At 50.5% G+C, this 17,471-nt stretch carries 15 protein-coding genes and 1 pseudogene; 7 read left to right on the top strand and 9 right to left on the bottom strand.

Annotation, left to right across the window (positions count from 1 at the left end):
• Window positions 1-282: 282 nt before the first annotated feature.
• Both E5358_RS04220 and E5358_RS04215 read left to right on the top strand, forming a co-directional pair.
• On the top strand, window positions 283-537 hold the full coding sequence (locus E5358_RS04220) for a hypothetical protein (RefSeq protein ID WP_135939040.1): 255 nt from the start codon (window positions 283-285) through the stop codon (window positions 535-537).
• A gap of 116 nt (window positions 538-653) precedes the next feature.
• A complete protein-coding gene (locus tag E5358_RS04215) occupies window positions 654-1,550 on the top strand; it encodes a hypothetical protein (protein WP_135939039.1) in 897 nt (298 codons plus the stop codon).
• Between the two features lie 207 nt (window positions 1,551-1,757).
• Here E5358_RS04215 and E5358_RS04210 read toward each other — a convergent pair whose 3' ends face one another.
• From E5358_RS04210 to aroQ, 5 genes are all read right to left on the bottom strand, one after another.
• Complete coding sequence (locus E5358_RS04210) at window positions 1,758-2,261, bottom strand: DUF4833 domain-containing protein (protein WP_135939038.1); 504 nt, start codon at window positions 2,259-2,261, stop codon at window positions 1,758-1,760.
• Between the two features lie 28 nt (window positions 2,262-2,289).
• Window positions 2,290-3,333, bottom strand: coding sequence for a YeiH family protein (locus E5358_RS04205; protein ID WP_135939037.1), 1,044 nt, complete (start codon window positions 3,331-3,333; stop codon window positions 2,290-2,292).
• A 58-nt stretch (window positions 3,334-3,391) separates the two neighbouring features.
• The gene (locus tag E5358_RS04200; RefSeq protein WP_135939036.1) at window positions 3,392-4,591 is read right to left on the bottom strand and encodes a BaiN/RdsA family NAD(P)/FAD-dependent oxidoreductase; all 1,200 of its coding nucleotides are present in this window, start codon (window positions 4,589-4,591) and stop codon (window positions 3,392-3,394) included.
• 78 nt (window positions 4,592-4,669) lie between these two features.
• Window positions 4,670-5,350: an O-methyltransferase gene (locus E5358_RS04195; RefSeq protein ID WP_135939035.1), complete on the bottom strand. Its 681-nt coding sequence runs from the start codon at window positions 5,348-5,350 to the stop codon at window positions 4,670-4,672.
• Window positions 5,343-5,762 (bottom strand): type II 3-dehydroquinate dehydratase, encoded by a 420-nt coding sequence (gene aroQ / locus E5358_RS04190; protein ID WP_135939034.1) that lies wholly within the window; start codon window positions 5,760-5,762, stop codon window positions 5,343-5,345. Before aroQ ends, E5358_RS04195 begins: the two co-directional genes overlap by 8 nt.
• Window positions 5,763-5,904: 142 nt before the next feature.
• On the opposite strand from aroQ, the gene E5358_RS04185 reads away from it, so the two are divergent.
• Window positions 5,905-6,858 carry a site-specific tyrosine recombinase gene (locus E5358_RS04185; protein ID WP_135939033.1) on the top strand — a complete coding sequence of 318 codons (954 nt, stop codon included), beginning with the start codon at window positions 5,905-5,907 and terminating at the stop codon, window positions 6,856-6,858.
• On the opposite strand, the gene E5358_RS04180 is transcribed toward E5358_RS04185, so the two are convergent.
• The 3 genes from E5358_RS04180 to E5358_RS04170 form a co-directional block, all read right to left on the bottom strand.
• Window positions 6,830-8,089, bottom strand: a complete 1,260-nt coding sequence (locus E5358_RS04180) for a four-carbon acid sugar kinase family protein (protein WP_135939032.1) — start codon at window positions 8,087-8,089, stop codon at window positions 6,830-6,832. The two genes, E5358_RS04185 and E5358_RS04180, sit on opposite strands and share 29 nt — an antisense overlap.
• Entirely contained in the window at window positions 8,082-9,362 is a 1,281-nt protein-coding gene (locus tag E5358_RS04175) for an MFS transporter (protein ID WP_135939031.1), read from the bottom strand. Before E5358_RS04175 ends, E5358_RS04180 begins: the two co-directional genes overlap by 8 nt.
• Window positions 9,363-9,487: 125 nt before the next feature.
• Window positions 9,488-10,333, bottom strand: coding sequence for a beta-keto acid cleavage family enzyme (locus E5358_RS04170; protein ID WP_135939030.1), 846 nt, complete (start codon window positions 10,331-10,333; stop codon window positions 9,488-9,490).
• Between the two features lie 267 nt (window positions 10,334-10,600).
• On the opposite strand from E5358_RS04170, the pseudogene E5358_RS04165 reads away from it, so the two are divergent.
• Window positions 10,601-11,224 (top strand): annotated as a pseudogene (locus E5358_RS04165) (cation diffusion facilitator family transporter); the annotation flags it as partial.
• Window positions 11,225-11,470: 246 nt separating this feature from the next.
• Here E5358_RS04165 and E5358_RS04160 read toward each other — a convergent pair.
• Entirely contained in the window at window positions 11,471-11,740 is a 270-nt protein-coding gene (locus E5358_RS04160) for an HU family DNA-binding protein (RefSeq protein ID WP_135939028.1), read from the bottom strand.
• Between the two features lie 357 nt (window positions 11,741-12,097).
• On the opposite strand from E5358_RS04160, the gene E5358_RS04155 reads away from it, so the two are divergent.
• From E5358_RS04155 to secDF, 3 genes are all read left to right on the top strand, one after another.
• Window positions 12,098-13,003 carry a rhomboid family intramembrane serine protease gene (locus E5358_RS04155; RefSeq protein WP_135939027.1) on the top strand — a complete coding sequence of 302 codons (906 nt, stop codon included), beginning with the start codon at window positions 12,098-12,100 and terminating at the stop codon, window positions 13,001-13,003.
• A gap of 49 nt (window positions 13,004-13,052) precedes the next feature.
• On the top strand, window positions 13,053-14,129 hold the full coding sequence (locus E5358_RS04150; protein WP_168354578.1) for an endonuclease/exonuclease/phosphatase family protein: 1,077 nt from the start codon (window positions 13,053-13,055) through the stop codon (window positions 14,127-14,129).
• A gap of 296 nt (window positions 14,130-14,425) precedes the next feature.
• Window positions 14,426-17,440: a protein translocase subunit SecDF gene (gene secDF / locus E5358_RS04145; RefSeq protein ID WP_135939025.1), complete on the top strand. Its 3,015-nt coding sequence runs from the start codon at window positions 14,426-14,428 to the stop codon at window positions 17,438-17,440.
• The last annotated feature ends 31 nt before the right edge of the window (window positions 17,441-17,471 follow it).

Genomic DNA, 17,471 nt, shown 5'->3' with positions numbered 1-17,471 from the left:
AAAATCACACATATTTTATTACATTTCAAATAAAATTCGCAAGAAAACACAAAAAAAATATATGAATCATCATAAAAAAGTTGCAAACAATAAGTTGGTTCGCAGGGTAAGACGGACATTATGACGTATGGGACACTGTTTCGATAACCCCAAAAGAATGGTCGCTGACAGTGTGCAGAGTGAAAGGTAACGGTTTGCATGGCAAAGTGTTACCTTTCACCAGGCAAACCGTTACCTTTTGCACTGTGAACCGTTACCTTTCGTAATACCATCTGTACTTTAATGTTTGTTAAGATTTCAGTTTATCAAAAACACCGAAATACCTGTCGTTTTGCAAGCAATCGCCTTGCTATGGTTGCAAAATGGCAAAATAATGGAGACGCCGACTTTAGAAATGTGCCTGCTTGCCAACGGCTCATGTGCCTACAGCCGTTTCGCGGAAGAGCAAAAGACATGACATGGCAGGTGAAAAACAGGCAAGAACAATCATTTTTATGGCTTTCTGAACTTTTCTTGCTGATTTTCTTGCATTTATAAAGAAAAAGATGTATCTTTGTTACCGTATATTAATGACAGTTGTCGGGAATGATGTACCATGGCTGTCAGATTATTCCATAACCCCATTTTTTTTTATTTATCAAACTTTTACCATTATGAGAGAAATTGTAACCAAATTCCTTTTGTCAGCCTTCGTATGCGTTGGCGCGTTTTCATTGGTGTCATGTGACAGCGACCGGTTGTCTGCCCGTCTGGCGAAAAAAGCCGTGGAAGAGCATACAGCCTTCCGTGACAGCAGTCTGACAGTACAGTTCAATGTCGGCTACTACGAGGTTTCGGAGGACGACATCGCACAGCTCAACCAGTTGCAGAAAGCGAACGTGATAACATTCAAGACCGAGAAGGTCACTGAGAAGAAAAAGAGATGGAGCTACTCTTGGTACAGCTCTTCCTCATACACTGAGAACATCGAGCACACTTTCGCCGATGTGAAACTCACGGAAGAGGGACGCAAGTACCTTGTCAGCGAGAAGCCTGCCATGCGTGAGGACTGGGAGAAAGTCCTCCGTAAGCTTGAGAAGAAGTACAAGGAACTGAAAGAGCCTGACTTCATGAACCTTGAGGCAAAGGCTGGTGAGAAACCGGAGAAGAAGGAAGAGGCGGTTCCCGAGAAGCCGGAGAAGGAAGACGAAGTGATTGACTCTGCGGAGGTTGCCGAGGCTATGGCTGAGGTGGCTGCACCTATGGAGGAGGAGAAGCCGGCAGAGACCACCGCTTCTGCAGGTTCCTATGAAGCAGCCGTGGAGAGGGTTAAGGTGGAGACCTGTAACATGCTTGCCGGCAAGCTGAAGGTTGTCGAGGTTCTCGATGTCTTCTGTCCGGAGGAGTATGTGAAGAACGGCAAGGGCGAGTGCAGTGTTGTCTATGAGATAGAGGACAGGACACCGTTCGGCTGGGTGCTCTATAAGAGCGAGAACTATGGCGTGATGAATTTCAGGCTTCTCCATACAGAGGACAATGGCTGGGTTGTGGCCAAAGCCAATAATGATTGATGCTCTTTCTCCGCATGGCTTCACTCTGTCCCGGGGCACATCCTCCCTTTGCTTTGAGGACAGGATGCCGGGAGACCCCGTAAACAATAACTATTGATGGCAAAAACTGTCGGAAACTCATCTGCAGAAACCGTCTTGAAAGAAGACTGTACCCTGCTTGCAGATGAGTTTCCGGCAGCTTGTTTGTTTTGTTGGATTAACTGTTTCCTATTTGTTGTATATCTTCTCAGCCTGCTTGGAACCGTCGTTTGCAGCGATGCCCGATAGTTGGAAATAGACCACACTGAGAGGGTTCTTCGGCTTCAGCTGCACATAGATTTCCTTCAGGATGCACCGCCTGCCGTTGATTGTGCACAGCGCCACCCATTTGCCTTTGTGCTTGCATATCTGCAGGTTACGCTTCTTGTAGGCGGTAAGGCGCACTTCCGCCTCTTGGTTGCCGCGCTTCAGGACTTTCACCCCATACGCCATCTTGCGCTGGAAGAATGACAGTTCGTTCTCATGTCCCGGGTTGTCGGAGTTGTTGTGCCAATAGACGTGCACGGGGTCGTCCATGTTGAGTTTGCCGTTCTTCACCCTTGCATCGTAGCATACCCAGTTTGGGTTGAGGCTTCGTGCTATGTGGAACAGCCGTTCATCGGCATTTGCCTTGGTGGCGAGTGCCGACAGGTGGAGTGTGAGTATGAGGATTAGTGAGAAGATATGCTTCATTTGTCAGACGATTGACGGTTTGTTCGGGTTATGCAAGGCATTTCACGAGGAAGAAACCGCCGACAACAAGCCATACATAAAGCACGCCGGCAAGGTAGAACGGTTTTGCTCCTGCCTGCTTGAACTTGTCGATGCATGTGTCGCTGCCGAGGGCTGTCATGGCGAGTGTGAGCATGAAGGTGGAGACAATCTCCACTATTTTCAGGCTGTCGGTGAGCCATTGCCGGTCACCGAACATGGCATGGAGACCGCTGTTGACGCCTATCATGAGCAGGAAGACGAAGGCAAACCATGGGATGTTTATCTTGTTTTTCTTTGTTTCGCAACTGTTTGCGCCGCTTTCCCTGCTGTCTTTTTTCCTCAGAAGCCATGACATGGCGATGAGGACAGGCACAAGGAGCATGACGCGCACCATCTTGACGATGAGGGAGTCTGTCGCTATTTGGTCGCCCATGGCATTGCCTGCACCTACAACGTGTGCCACTTCGTGGAGCGTCGAACCTGTGTAGATGCCCATTTGCTGAGGGGTGAGGAGGTCGGCGAGACCGCTGCGGTACATGATAGGGTAGAGGAACATGGACAATGTGCCGAAGATGACCACCGTGCTGACTGCCACCGCCGTTTGGTGGGGCTTGCCTTTGACGATTGATTCTGCACCGAGGACTGCCGCCGCGCCACAGATGGCGGAGCCGGTGGACGTCATGAGGGTTGTCTCGCGGTCAATGCCGAGCTGCCGTCCCATCCATACGCCGAGGAGAATGGTCACGATGACCACGATGCAGTCTATCAGGACGGCTTTCGGTCCTACGGCAATGACATCCTGGAATGTGAGGCGGAAACCGTAGAGGATGATGCCCAGTCGCAGCATCCGTTTGGAACAGAACTTTATTCCGCCGTCCCATTCCTTCGGTTGCCTGTTCCTTAGTGTGTTGGCGTAGACCATACCGATGAGTATGCCTATGATCAAGGAACTGAAGGACAGTGCCTTTACTGCCGGAAGTGTGGCGATGTACCATGCCGCAACGGACATCGCGGCGATGACAAGGAATCCTTTTACTGAATTGCTGTTCATCTTTTTCTGTATAATGTTTGTTGTTTGTTATGGTGATATTGCTGACTTTGTGCTGTTGTCAGGCTTGTTTTTCTTTGTTTTCTCTGCCGATACTGTTGGCGACAATATAACCCATTGTCCATGCAGCCTGCAGGTTGAAACCTCCCGTGACGGCGTCCACGTCGAGGACTTCTCCTGCAAAGTAGAGTCCTGGATAACGGCGCGATTCGAGAGTGCCGGGGTTTATGTTGCTCAGGGCTATTCCTCCGCAGGTGACAAACTCCTCCTTGAACGTGCCACGCCCTGCGATGTGGTGCGTGTCGCTTGTCAGTACGGTGGCAAGCCGGTTAAGCTGCTTGTCGCCAACCTCCGTCCATTTCTTTGTCGGAGCAAGCCCTGCGCGTTGCAGAAGGTAGCACCAAAGGCGCTGGTTCAATGCAGTATGGTAGACGCTTGACAGCTGTTTTTGGCGGTTGTTGTCACGGTAGTTGCGCAGTTCTGCCACCGTCTCCTGCTCTTTCTGCTCACCAAGCCAGTCGATGCAGACATCCGCCTTGTAGTCTTTCTCTGCAAGAAGTCGCGCACTGTAGGACGAAAGGCGCAGTATGGCAGGGCCGGAAAGTCCCCAATGGGTTATCAGCAGCGGCCCTGAAGACTGGAGTTTTGTGCCACAGAGCTTGCACGTGGCATGCTCGACGACGGTGCCCATGAGCTCGTGCAGTGCCTTGTCGTCAACGTTGAAAGTGAACAATGCCGGCACGGGAGCAACCTTTTCGAGTTCGAGGGAGTCAAGAAAGGACAGTCCGGAAGGCTTCGGCGCGCCGCCGGTTGTTACGACCACGTTGTCATACTCTGACATGATGTCCTGCAAGTCAGTGACTCTGTGGTTTGGAATCAGCTTCACTCCGAGGTTTTCCATAAGCCTTGTGAGCGTCAGGACAATCTCCATTGCGTCCTGAGAGGCAGGGAAGACACAGTTGTCTTCCTGCACGACAAGGCGCACTCCCTCATCCTCGAACCATTGCATGGTGGCGTTGTGCGAGAATGTTTTCAAGGCTCTTTTCATGAGCCGTGCACCGCGAGGATAGACACTCTCCATGCTTCGCACGCCGGAGAAGGAGTTTGTGAGGTTGCATCTGCCACCGCCCGTTATGGCAACCTTTGCCAATGGGCGTGTGCCGCTTTCGTAAACGCACACCTCAGAGTCGGGAAACCTTCGCTTGAGGGTTATCGCACAGAAGCAGCCGGCGGCACCGGCTCCGATGATTGCTGTTCGCATGGGTTGTTGGGTTATAAGGTTTTGGGGTCAGTATTTTCAGTACTGACAGAATTGGCAATACTGAAAATACTGTCGGGATTATTGATTCTTGCGGATTATTGTAAGACCGTCGCGCAGGGGAAGGATGACGCGTGTGACCCTGTTGTCTGTTGCAATGTGGTCGTTGAAGGCACGGATGCCTTGCGTCTGTCTGTCGCGTTGGTACTCCGGGTCTATGACATGGCCGTCCCAAAGAGTGTTGTCGGCAAGGATGAACGCACCCGGTGACATCAGCGGAAGCAACGCTTCGTAGGTCTCGATGTATGTGCGCTTGTTACCGTCTATGAACGCCATGTCGAACATCTCACCCACTTTCTGCGCCTCTGTGGCAGCATCGCCGATGATGAACGTCACCTTGTCCGCCCACGGCGACTGCTCTATCCACGGGCGGGTGAAATCCTCCTGTTCGTCGTTTATCTCGAATGTCCACAGATGTCCTTCCGGATCAAGCCCTTCCGCCATGCACAAAGCGGAGTAGCCAGAGAATGTCCCCACCTCGATAACCCTCTTCGGGCGGACCATCTGCACAAGCATTTTCAGCAGTCTGCCCTGCAAATGCCCGCTTGCCATACGCCCATGGAGCATGTGGACATTAGTGGCGCGCCACAGCCGGTAGAGATATTCCGGTTCCGGGTCACTGTGTCCTATGACGTAACTGTCAAGAGCCGCCTCGCCGTCGAGAGTTGTATGGTTCGGGTCTTGTGTCTTTGACTTAGCCATTTGCGAGTGCTGAGATTGCGAGACGATAGGAATCGAGTCCGAAACCGCATATTACGCCCTTGCAGGCAGCGGAAATCATGGAGTGGTGGCGGAACGTTTCGCGAGTGTGGACATTGGAGATATGCACCTCGATGACCGGAGTTTTCACGGCGCGGATGCAGTCGTGGAGAGCCACGGAGGTATGGGTGTAGGCGCCGGCGTTGAGCACTATGCCGTCGTAAGAGAAGCCCACCTCCTGGATTTTGTCAATCATCACGCCCTCGATGTTGCTCTGGAAATACTCCAACTCTATGTCCGGAAACATCGATTTGAGTTTTGGGACATACTCTTCGAAGGACATGCTGCCATAGATTCCCGGCTCACGCACACCGAGAAGATTGAGGTTCGGACCGTTAAGAATAAGGATTTTCATCTTTTTTATTATCTGCGGAGTTTGTTTTATGACTTATTTTTTGTATTTTTGCATTATGTTTCGGCACGTGCCACATCACGGTCATAAGGCAAATATGACGACACCGGCACAACATAATCTTTTTGCAAAGGTAATAAAATAAATGGAAAAAGCAAACAATAATAAAGAAATAACGAAACGTTTCCGCCGTTATCTTCGTCTTGAGCGTTCATATTCAGAGCATACGATGGATGCTTACATGAGGGATATCGACAAACTTCAGTCTTTCATTTCATCAGAAAAAGGCGGTGAAGGAGCAGCGGAAAGCAAGTCGTTGCTGAAGGTCACGCTGCAGGACCTTCAGGCTTTCCTTGCCTCATTGTTTGACCTCGGCATCTCAGCGCGCTCACAATCAAGGATACTCAGTGGCATACGGACGTTTTATAAGTTCCTTTTGCTTGACGGATTCATCATCCAAGACCCTACGGAACTTCTTGATTCGCCCACTCAGGGAGAGCATCTTCCCGAGGTGCTTAGCGTGGAAGAGGTTGATATGCTTGAGGCTGCCATCGACCTTTCGCAACCTGAGGGGCAGCGCAACAAGGCGATTATCGAGATGCTTTTCTCTTGCGGACTGCGCGTTTCGGAACTTGTCAATCTGCAGTTGTCCAATCTTTACCTTGACGAAGGTTTCATCCGTGTCATCGGAAAGGGTGACAAGGAACGCCTTGTGCCTATCTCGCCGCGTGCGATACAGGAGCTAAGGTATTGGTTCATTGACCGTAACGCGATGAAGATAAAGCCCGGCGAGCAGAACTATGTGTTCCTGAACCGTCGCGGCGCGCACCTTACGCGCACCATGATTCTCATAATGATAAAGCGACTTGGCGTGGAAGCCGGAATAAAGAAGACCATTTCCCCGCACACTCTGCGCCATTCCTTCGCCACATGCCTGTTGGAAGGCGGTGCCGACCTCCGTTCCATACAGGCTATGTTGGGACATGAGAAGATTGGCACCACCGAGATTTACACGCATCTTGATATGTCACGGCTGCGCGAGGACATAATAAACTGTCATCCGAGAAACATCAAATACTCTCTGGGCGAGGGGCTTTGAACTTCTCATGTATGTAAAGCAGGGACTTTTCTCCTCCCACATTGCCGGGGAAAATGATGTACCCGAACTTCTCTGCCATGACACACGGGACACTGTTTATAGCTTGTCCCATGACCCTGCCGACCTTTATCGCAAGACCTTTCGTGAGGATGTCATGACTTGTTATGCCGCCTTTCGCCACAAGATAGGCAGGGGTGAAAGGCAAATTGCGCACGATGTCTACAAGGAAGTCCGACACTGTCCGGCCGAGATGCTGTCGCTTCTCCGGGTCATCGGTGCGCACTTCCTTCCTTGCGGTGAAGACAACAGGCGTCTTGCCGTCACGGAACACGGCGGACATGGTGCCGATTGTCTCTGCCATAAGCCTTTCCTTGTCGTCCAGGATGCGCTCTATCGGCAGCTCAATGCCACGGACAGTGTCGGCGGTGAGCAGATTCTCCAGCTGTATGGTGGTCTTTCTTACATGCGAACCTACTATGAACACTCCGGGAGTGTCACCCTTTATGCCGAGATCCTCACGTGAAAGGTACGGCTTGTCACAGATTCCGGACATCGAACGTGGAAGAGACGACGAAGAACGGATGACCACCGCACCGTCAAAATCCTTTGTCTCTGCAAACAGTTTGTCACGGAAAGCGTCAAGCTCCGCATAACTTTCTGCATTGACAATCTCGTAATCGTCCGGATTTCCGCCTTTTTCCTTAATGTATTCCGTGAGCGCGGAGTTCTTGTACCCAAAGACATTATCACGCGCAAACTCCGTTTCCGACACAGGGACAAGCGTCTCTTCGACCGCCATGCCTGACGCTGACGGCACTTTCATGTAATGAACGCCCTCTATGGTCACCCTTCCGCTCTCGATGAACGCAGGGCAGAACGGTGTGCGCTGCCATACTTTTATGCCGTGCTTCTCCAGTGTGCGCCGGATGATGTCAGTCTCCAACGGAAAATGACCGCGGAGACAGGAGTCGCTGCGCGACACGCAAATCAGTCTGTAACCTAACTTTTCGTTCACTCTGAGCACAGCCTCCACGGCACTTTCCAGCACACTTTCCGCCTCGGAGGCTGTCAGTGCGCGAGTGTTTGTGAGCACATAGAAGAACGGTTCACTGTCGTTCATCGCCTCGATGATGTTCTCCTCGCTCCAGTCGGTGACGAGAAGGCAGCCGTGGACTGTCTGTATGCCTGTCGGGTCGTCGTCGAAGACAACCATTTTCGTATTTTTATTCATCTTCCGTGACTATTGGTTTTGAAGGGTTTATGAATGCAAAGAGTGTCGCACTCAGCAGAAGCATCGCGGCAATCATGTACAACGGCAGATTGTAGTTGCCTGTGGATTTCAGCAGATAGCCGAACATCAGCGAGCAGCAGAAGCCTCCGAGGTTGCCGAAAGTGTTCATCGCTCCCGAGACAAAGCCTGCATAATGCTTGCCGAGGTCAATGCACAGTGCCCATGCCGACGGGAGCATGAGGTCGAAAATGCCGAAACAGAGTGACAGGAACACAAACACAGCCACCTTCCCCGGTATGAACGCGGCGAGAACCATGCACACGGCAGACACCGCAAGGCACACTGTGCCAAGGGCTTTCCTGCCCACCTTTATGCCAAAACGTGCCGTAAGCCTGTCCGTAAGGTAACCGCCGGCGATGTTGCCGAACATGCTCATTATGAAAGGTATAGCCACAGCATATTTCAATTCCTCGGCAGCGAAGCCGCGTCCCTGCTTCATGAACTCAGGGAACCATGTGAAAAAGAACCACGATCCGAAGGCGTAGAAGAAGTACATGCCGCAGATTATCCAGAACTGGCGGTGGGAAGCGATGTCGCGCCAAGGGATGTCCTTGCGCTTCTCCTTTATGATGTTCTTTGCCTGTTTCGCCTGTTCCGCACCGACATGCACCTTCTCGTTTGCCTGATGCAGACGCTCACGGACGGTGCGGTGGGGATGAGTCTTGTCGCGGTAGGTGTAAATCCACACCAGCGCCCATATTGCTCCGATGCCTCCGAGCAGATAGAACGAGAATCGCCAGCCTTGGTTTGCCACAAGAGGGATGACAAGGAACGGCGCGGCTGCTCCTCCGAGGCGTGTCGCTGCCCATACGAAGCCCTGCGCCTTGCCCACCTTTTCTTTCTCAAACCAGCGGCTTATGACACTCGTGGAGCATGGCGATGCGCCCGCCTCGCCTATGCCGAAGCAGAAGCGTATGGCGAGCATGGACATCAGTCCGCCTGCCATGCCGGTGAAACCGGTGAACAATGACCACCAGAGGACTATCAGTGCCAGTACCCAACGGTGACCGACTTTGTCGCCAAGGGCACCCAGCGGTATCTGCATAAGGCCGTAGGAGAGGGTGAAGATGCTCATCACCCAGCCCCAGCCGCTCTGGTCTATGCCGAGGTCCTCCTTGATTTCCATGGAGGCGAAAGTGATGCATGTGCGGTCAAGGAATGTTATAACGCTCAGCACTACAAGGAGCACCAAGATGATGTTTTTCTTGCTCATAACTCAAGATTGTTGCTTTTTTTGGAAAAAGGGAATAAACGTCATTATTGACAATATTGTCATTACTGAATTGACAGTATTGACATTACTGACAATATTGACCCAAATTTTTATGCCAAGTTGAGTTATTTGTTCCAGTAAGTGCCAATTTCCAGCATCTCGCGCGCCTCTGCCGGAGTAGCCGGCTCACAGCCCATGAGGCGGATTAGCTGCACAAGTCGCTCTACAAGTTCGGCGTTTGTGTGCGCACGCTGTCCCGGTGCATAGTAGAAACTGTCCTCGAAGCCTACGCGCACGGCGTTTGCTCCCATGCCTATGGCACAGGCAAGCATTGAGAAATCCTTCATGGAGTCGTGGTTTATGCCCCATGATGAGCCCGGTTCTGTCAGCGCATTGAGCAGCGCAAGGTTGCGTCCTGTGGCAGAAAGGTTGCTGCTTGCACCCGGTCCGACACAGAAATTATAGTGTAGAGGGCGGCGTATCACTCCCTCGTCGGCAAGGCGTGAGCAGCATTCCACGTGCGAAAGGTCGAACAGTTCCATTTCAGGAACCACGCCGGCATCCTTCTGACGCTGAGCCCAATAGCGCAGGTCAGGGTTGGTGTTGACATAGACCGTCTCGCCGAAGTTCACGGAACCCATGTTCAGGGACGCGATTTCCACCTCCGGAACGTTAAGGCTCACGCAGCGCTGCTCGAGGGAAAGCGTGGAGAGTCCTCCCGTGGAGCCTTGGATGATGATGTCCGGAGCCTGCTCGCGAATCATGCCTATGGTCTTGGAGAACACGTCAAGCTCGAACGTAGGGTTGCCTTCGAGGTCGCGTGTGTGCAGATGCACCTGGCACGCCCCTGCCTTGTAGCAGTTGACGACGTCCTCCGTAATCTCCTCCGGTGTCAGCGGATTCTTGCACTCTGATGGGATTTCCTTGCCCACATGGCATACCGGGGCGACGGTAACGATGATTTTTCTCATGTTTTTAGGTTAGTGGTTGTAGGTTATTGATTCAGGGATGCCATTATCTTTTTCCCCTTGTAAGTTAGTGGTGGCAAAGGTAATGAAAAATTATGAATTATCCTGCAAAAAAGGAAAGAAAATCTCAAAAAAGTACTATGTGGCATGAGTTTGCATGACCTCATCATCAGAGACTTATATAAATAATGTACGTCAGTGGGGCATTCCGTTCGGAGATTTATGCGAAGGAACACATTAAAAATAATTAAAATCCATGTATCATATATCTTATTCGGTGTGGGACTTGGTATTCTTTGGAACGGAGCAACATCTGTCCGGGATTATTTGCAGGGAAAGCCATTGGAAGAACCTGGTATGTTGGCACTTTGGGCGGCTATCCTGTCTATTGTCATCAAAGAGATACTTTATCAATACACAGCATTTGTGGGCAGACGGGTGGATTCAAAAGCTGTGGTGGCAAATGCTTGGCATCACCGGAGCGATGCTTTCTCGTCCATCGGGACAGCATTGGGCATCGGAGGAGCTATCCTGTTGGGACCGCAATGGCATGTGCTTGCCCCATTGGCGGCAGTTGTGGTGAGTTTCTTTATAATGAAGGTGGCATACAAACTGGTGGTGCCTTGCACTGAAGAACTGATGGAGAAATCCCTGCCGGAAGAAGTGGAACAAGAAATTGAACGGACACTGACATCAGTTCCTGGAGTGAGCGAGCCACACAACTTGCGTACACGAAAGATAGGAAACCGCAGTGCAGTGGACGTGCATGTAAGAATGGATGGCAGCGTGACCGTAGCCAAGTCGCATGAATCGACAAAGCTGTTGGAAGAACGCATACGCATAATTTTGGGTGCTGATGCTTTCATCAACATACATGTAGAACCTTGTCGATAATCCCGAATTTGTTGTAGGATTCATGCTTTTTAGTCAAGAAGCCTGACTATTCAACGGAGAAGGATGCAAATGATAATGCACTGCGAGGCGGTGCCTCACACAAGATCCCATTAAAAACGTAAAAAGAGCAACATGTTTGTTCCGTTCATGACAGGCGCAAAGCCTTCATTATGAAGCAAAAGGCACTGCCCCAGGATATGGGACAGTGCCTTTGCATTTATCTCTTGTATTGATAAAATCCAAGGATTAGAGAGCAGCGTTGAGCTCTGCGCCAGCCTTGAACTTTGCAACCTTCTTGGCAGCAATAGTGATTTTCTCCTTTGTTGCAGGGTTGATTCCCTCACGAGCAGGACGCTCGTTAACAGAGAATGTTCCGAAACCTACGAGAGCAACCTTGTCATTTGCCGCGAGAGCCTCCTTGATAGCGTCGAGAGTAGCATCAAGTGCCTTCTTTGAATCTGCCTTTGTGAGACCTGCAGCTGCTGCAACCTTCTCAACCAATTCTGTCTTGTTCATAATTTGCTATTTATTTAAATTAATACTGTCCTTTATCGCTTAAACACAAGTAAAATAGGGGTTTGCGACAAAAATATTCGGCAAATTTAGTATTTTAGTTTCAGAAAACAAACAAATTTGTCAAAAAAGTTATTAAAATCAACGAAAAAAAAAGCTTTTCGGGCTGTTTTTACGGCTTTTCGCTCTTTTTTTTGTACTTTTGCGCCCGAATAAAGAAAAAGACAGGAATGTTAATGCTCCGCTCTTCCGGAATGTTCTCAGACTGTGCCGCTTGTGGCAAAAAAACGCATTTTGAAGCAAAAAACAGGCGGCAGGAAAACCAAGATAACAACATTAATAGCAAAAAAACAGAAAAACATGCGACAGATACCACCTATCACAAAGAATCTCCTCATCATCAACGTACTGGCATTTCTTGCCAGTCTTGTCATGGGTTCAAGGGGCATAGACCTTAATGACATCTTCGGACTGCACTTCGTCATGGCGGAGGATTTCGCTATTTACCAGCTGTTTACGTATATGTTCATGCATGCGAATATCACCCATCTATTCTTCAACATGTTCGCGTTGTGGATGTTCGGATGCACTGTGGAGAACGCATGGGGACAGAACCGTTTCCTTTTCTACACCCTTGCATGCGGAATCGGTGCGGGATTGTTCCAGGAATGTGCACAGTTTGTCTCGTATGCCGTGGAGGGCTTTGCCGCCTATGACAGTGTCAACATCGGCGGAATGATAATGCCTATGGGGGAATTCCTGAACAACTGGACCACAGTGGGCTTCTCGGGGGCTGTCTACGGCATACTCCTCGGATTCGGAATGACATACCCTGAGGAGCGGATCTTCATCTTCCCTCTGCCTGTCCCTATCAAGGGAAAATGGTTTGTCTGCATATATGCTGCGATAGAGCTGTTCTCCGCGCTTGGCACTTCCAACGACAATGTGGCTCATGTGGCACACCTCGGAGGCATGGTGATAGGCTATTTCATCATACTCTATTGGAAGAACCGGTACAACAGGCAATACCGCTTCCAGGGATGGGACGGATATGAAATAAGGGACAATGACGGTTTCTTCGACAAAGTCAAGGGATTCTTCTCGAAAATGAAAGAGAACGACTCACGCAAGGATACTCCGAAGGACAAGAATGACGAGGAGCGCAGGCGTCAGGCGGAGATAGACCGCATACTCGACAAGATAAAGCGTTCGGGCTATGACTCCCTTACGACGGAGGAGCGCAAGAAACTTTTCGACAGGAAATGACGCTGCCGGAATACAGGAAAAACAGATTTTTCAGGATAGAGACATGAAAATGACAATAGTAAACATGCTTCTTGTCGCCAACATCATTGTCATTGCAATGCTGCTTGCGACAGGATTCTCGGGCTACCTCAACCCGGAGAGGTTCAACCGTCTCCACCTTATCGGGTTCGCATTCCCTGCGTTCCTGCTTGCCAACGCCCTCTTTGTGGCGGTATGGCTGTTCGTTGACTGGCAGAAGGTGTATGTCCCTGCATTGGGATTCCTGCTTTCCTATTCGCCGGTGATGACGTATTTCCCTTTGAACATGTACAAGGAAGTGCCGGAGGACGCCATAAAAGTGCTGTCGTTCAACGTCTTCAATTTCAACAAGACAAACATTCCGGAGGATGAACCGAACCCTATACTCGAATACATGGCCCGGTCGGGAGCGGACATCGTGTGCATACAGGAGTTCTCCGATGTCCCCGGACAGGACTCCTTGTGGCAGGAGATGCGCCGCGAGTATCCGTACCATGACTCCATGAATAACGGTTCCAGCGGAAGCAGCACCATCGCCATGTACAGCAAATTCCCGATAAAGGCGAAGGAAATGCTGCCAATCGTGTCGGAAAACAACCTTGCCGGGGTTTTCACTGTTGAGATAGGCAATCGGGAAGTGAAGGTCATCAATGCGCATCTTGAGACTGTTGGCTTCTCCGTGGAGGACAAGAACAAGTTCAGCAAAATGGTTCACGGCGGCACAAACCGAAAGGGGATTAAAGAGGACTCCAAGGATTTGCTCTCCAAACTTGCCCATTCGGCTGCGAAAAGGGCAGCCCAGGCAAGGGTGATTGACAGCTATGTGCGGGAGAACCGTGACATACCGGTCATCTTCTGTGGAGACATCAATGACCATCCGCTGTCTTACGTGCACAACACCATAGCGAAGAACCTTAACGACTGTTACCGTGAGACGGGGCATTGGGCAGGTTTCTCCATGCATTACTATTCCATGCATGTGCGCATAGATAATATAATGTGCAATGACCATTGGGACATATACGACTGTGTGGTGGATAATTCCGTCAAGCATTCCGACCATTATCCTATCTTCAGCCACATAAAACTGAAAGGTTCAGGCAAATAGTGCAATGCCGTACATGAGGGGAAAAGAAGGTTTGTCCCACATGTACGGCATTGTTTTTCTGGCAGCCATGCCGGTAGACAAGTGCCTTTGAAATGCCACGAACCATGCAATTGTTGCCGACAAGACACAGGTTTTGCCACGTTTTTGAAAAAATAACCGACTTTTTTCTTTTATTTGGATAAAATTAATTAACTTTGCACGCGTATTGTGTATAGCCCCCATTGGCTCCATACCTTAACAGGGACACATGCATACATGGCAAGCACGAAAATAAATAACAAAAAATAAATAAAAAAATGCAAAACAAAGGAATTGTAATTGTTACAGCAGTCCTTCTGACTCTGGCAAGTATCTTCTACCTTTCCTTCTCGGTGGCAACAAGCTACTATGACGGCAAGGCAAGCGAGATAGAAGACCCTATCGCCCAGCAGGACTACAAGGACTCTGTGAAGTACCTTGGCGTCTACACCTACCAGAAGTGTCTCGAGACACAAATCGGTCTCGGTCTTGACCTTAAGGGTGGTATGAACGTGATTCTCGAAATCAGTGTTCCTGACGTTATCGACGTGCTCGCCGACCACAAGTCTGACGCAGCCTACAGAAAAGCCCTTGAAGAGGCAAAGAAAGAAGAGGAGACAAGCCAGTCGGACTTCATCACCCTCTTTATCAACGCTTACCACAAGGCTGCTCCGGGCCACCGCCTCGCAGAGGTGTTCGCCACACAGCAGCTGAAGGGCAAAGTCTCCACACAGTCTACTGACGCAGAGGTTGAGAACGCACTCCGTGCGGAAGTGCAGTCTGCCATAGACAACTCATTCAACGTTGTGCGCAACCGTATCGACAAGTTCGGTGTCGTACAGCCTAACATCCAGAAACTTGAAGGCCAGGACGGACGTATCATGGTCGAGATGCCGGGTGTGCGTGAGCCGGAGCGTGTCCGCAAACTCCTCCAGGGTTCTGCAAACCTTGAGTTCTGGGAGACATACAACGCAGCAGAAGTCCTTCCTTACCTCCAGCAGCTTGACCAGCGTATCGCCAATGGCGAGACTGCTGCCGACACAACAGCAACCAAGGAAGTTGTTGCCAAGGCAGAGGTTGCCGAGGACACAACAAAGGCTCCTGAGGCTCAGCCTAAGTTCCAGTTGAAGAAGAACGAGGCAAAGGCTGATGCGGGAGTGGCGGCAAACAGCGCAAAGAACACTGACAAACTCATCGCTGAGGCCAAGAAAAAGAACCCTCTCTTCGCTGTCTTCCAGCCAACAGGAGGCCAGAGCCTCTCTGTTGTCGGTTACGCAAACGCACGTGATACAGCATACATCGCACAGCTCCTCAACTCTCCTGAGGCAAAGCAGATTATCCCTTCCGACGTGAAACTCCTTTGGTCTGCGAAACCTGCTGACGGCATTCAGGCTAAGAACATCTATGAGCTCCACGCCCTGAAGGTCACAACGTCCAACGGACGCGCACCGCTTGAGGGTGACGTCATTGTTGATGCAAAGGACGATTTCGACCAGTACGGACGCCCATGTGTGTCAATGCAGATGAACTCTGAGGGCGCACGCCTGTGGGCACAGCTCACAAAGGCTAACGTAGGCAAGGCTGTCGCTATCGTGCTTGACGGCGTTGTGTACTCCGCTCCACGCGTGAACGGCGAGATTGCCGGCGGCGACTCACAGATTTCCGGCAGCTTCACTATCGAGGATACAAAGGACTTGGCAAACACACTCAAGTCCGGTCGTATGCCTGCTCCTGCACGTATCGTACAGGAAGAGGTCGTAGGTCCTACACTCGGTGCACAGTCAATCCAGCAGGGTCTGACATCATTCGTCATCGCATTCGTGCTCCTCTGCGCGTATATGATTATGATGTACGGCTTCATCCCAGGCGCAATGGCTGACGGAGCCCTCATCATCAACCTCTTCTTCACAGGAGGTATCCTCGCATCCTTCCAGTCTGCATTGACAATGCCAGGTATTGCAGGTATCGTGCTGACACTCGGAACGGCGGTGGACGCCAACGTGCTCATCTACGAGCGTATCAAGGAAGAAATGAAGCGCGGTCTCGGAATCAAGGAAGCACTCAAGGCCGGTTACAGCAACGCCTTCTCCGCTATCTTCGACTCTAACCTTACGTCTATCATAACAGGTGTAATCCTCCTCACAATCGGTACAGGTCCTATCAAGGGCTTCGCCACAACATGGATTATAGGTATCGTCTGCTCATTCTTCACAGCAGTGTTCCTCACACGCCTGATTTATGAGAACCGTCTTGCAAAGAACAAGTGGCTCGGTCTGACCTTCACAACAGGCATAAGCAAGAACATGCTTCAGAACACGAACATCCACTTCATATCAATGTGCAAGAAGACATTCGTGGTCTATGGGATATTCGTTGCAGTGTTCGTCGTGTCATTCTTCGTGCGTGGTCTGTCACAGTCAATCGACTTCACAGGCGGACGCAACTATGTCGTTGCATTCGAAAAGGCTGTAGAGCCTGAGAGTGTGCGTCCTCTCCTCGCAGAGACATTCGAGGGAGCAAACACCTCCGCACTTGCCATCGGTACTGACGGAAAGACTCTCCGTATCTCAACAAACTACAAGATTGAGTCCAACAACCCTGCTGTGGATGACGAATGCGAGACAAAACTCTACAATGCTCTGAAGAAGGCGGGCTTCGTAAACCAGAAGGATGTTACGGCATTCAAGAACCCTGACATACGTGAAGGCGGCTCTATCATCTCTTCCACAAAGGTAGGACCTTCTGTAGCGAAGGATATTACTTATGGAGCCATCATCTCCGTGCTCGTTGCCCTCGTCGCAATCTTCATCTACATCCTTGTGCGTTTCCGCAACATGGCATTCTCAATCGGCTCTATCGTGGCTCTCGCCATCGACACTGTCGTGGTTATCGGCTGCTACTCTGTGTTCTACGGAATACTGCCGTTCTCTCTCGAGATTGACCAGACGTTCATCGGTGCCATACTTACCGTGATTGGCTATTCCATCAACGACAAGGTGGTTGTGTTCGACCGTATCCGCGAAAACCTCGGATTGCATCCTAAGGCTGACCTGCAGAAGATGTTCAACTCTTCTATCAACCAGACTCTCGCACGTACAATCAACACATCATTCTCCACACTCATCGTGCTGCTCTGCATCTTCATCCTCGGTGGTGACAGCATCCGCAGCTTCTCATTCGCGATGATTCTCGGCGTTGTGTTCGGTACATTGTCATCTATCTTCATTGCCGCACCGGTGGCTTACGTCACTCTTGGCAAGAAGGTAAGAGACCTGCGCACGGAAGAGGAGTAAAGATATGTCCGTAAGCGAAGGATGAATCTTT

The sequence above is a fragment of the Palleniella muris genome (assembly GCF_004792655.1).
GTDB lineage: Bacteria > Bacteroidota > Bacteroidia > Bacteroidales > Bacteroidaceae > Prevotella > Prevotella muris_A.
The sequence above is the reverse complement of the archived record's forward strand: the minus strand, read 5'-3'. Positions and strand labels throughout refer to the sequence as shown.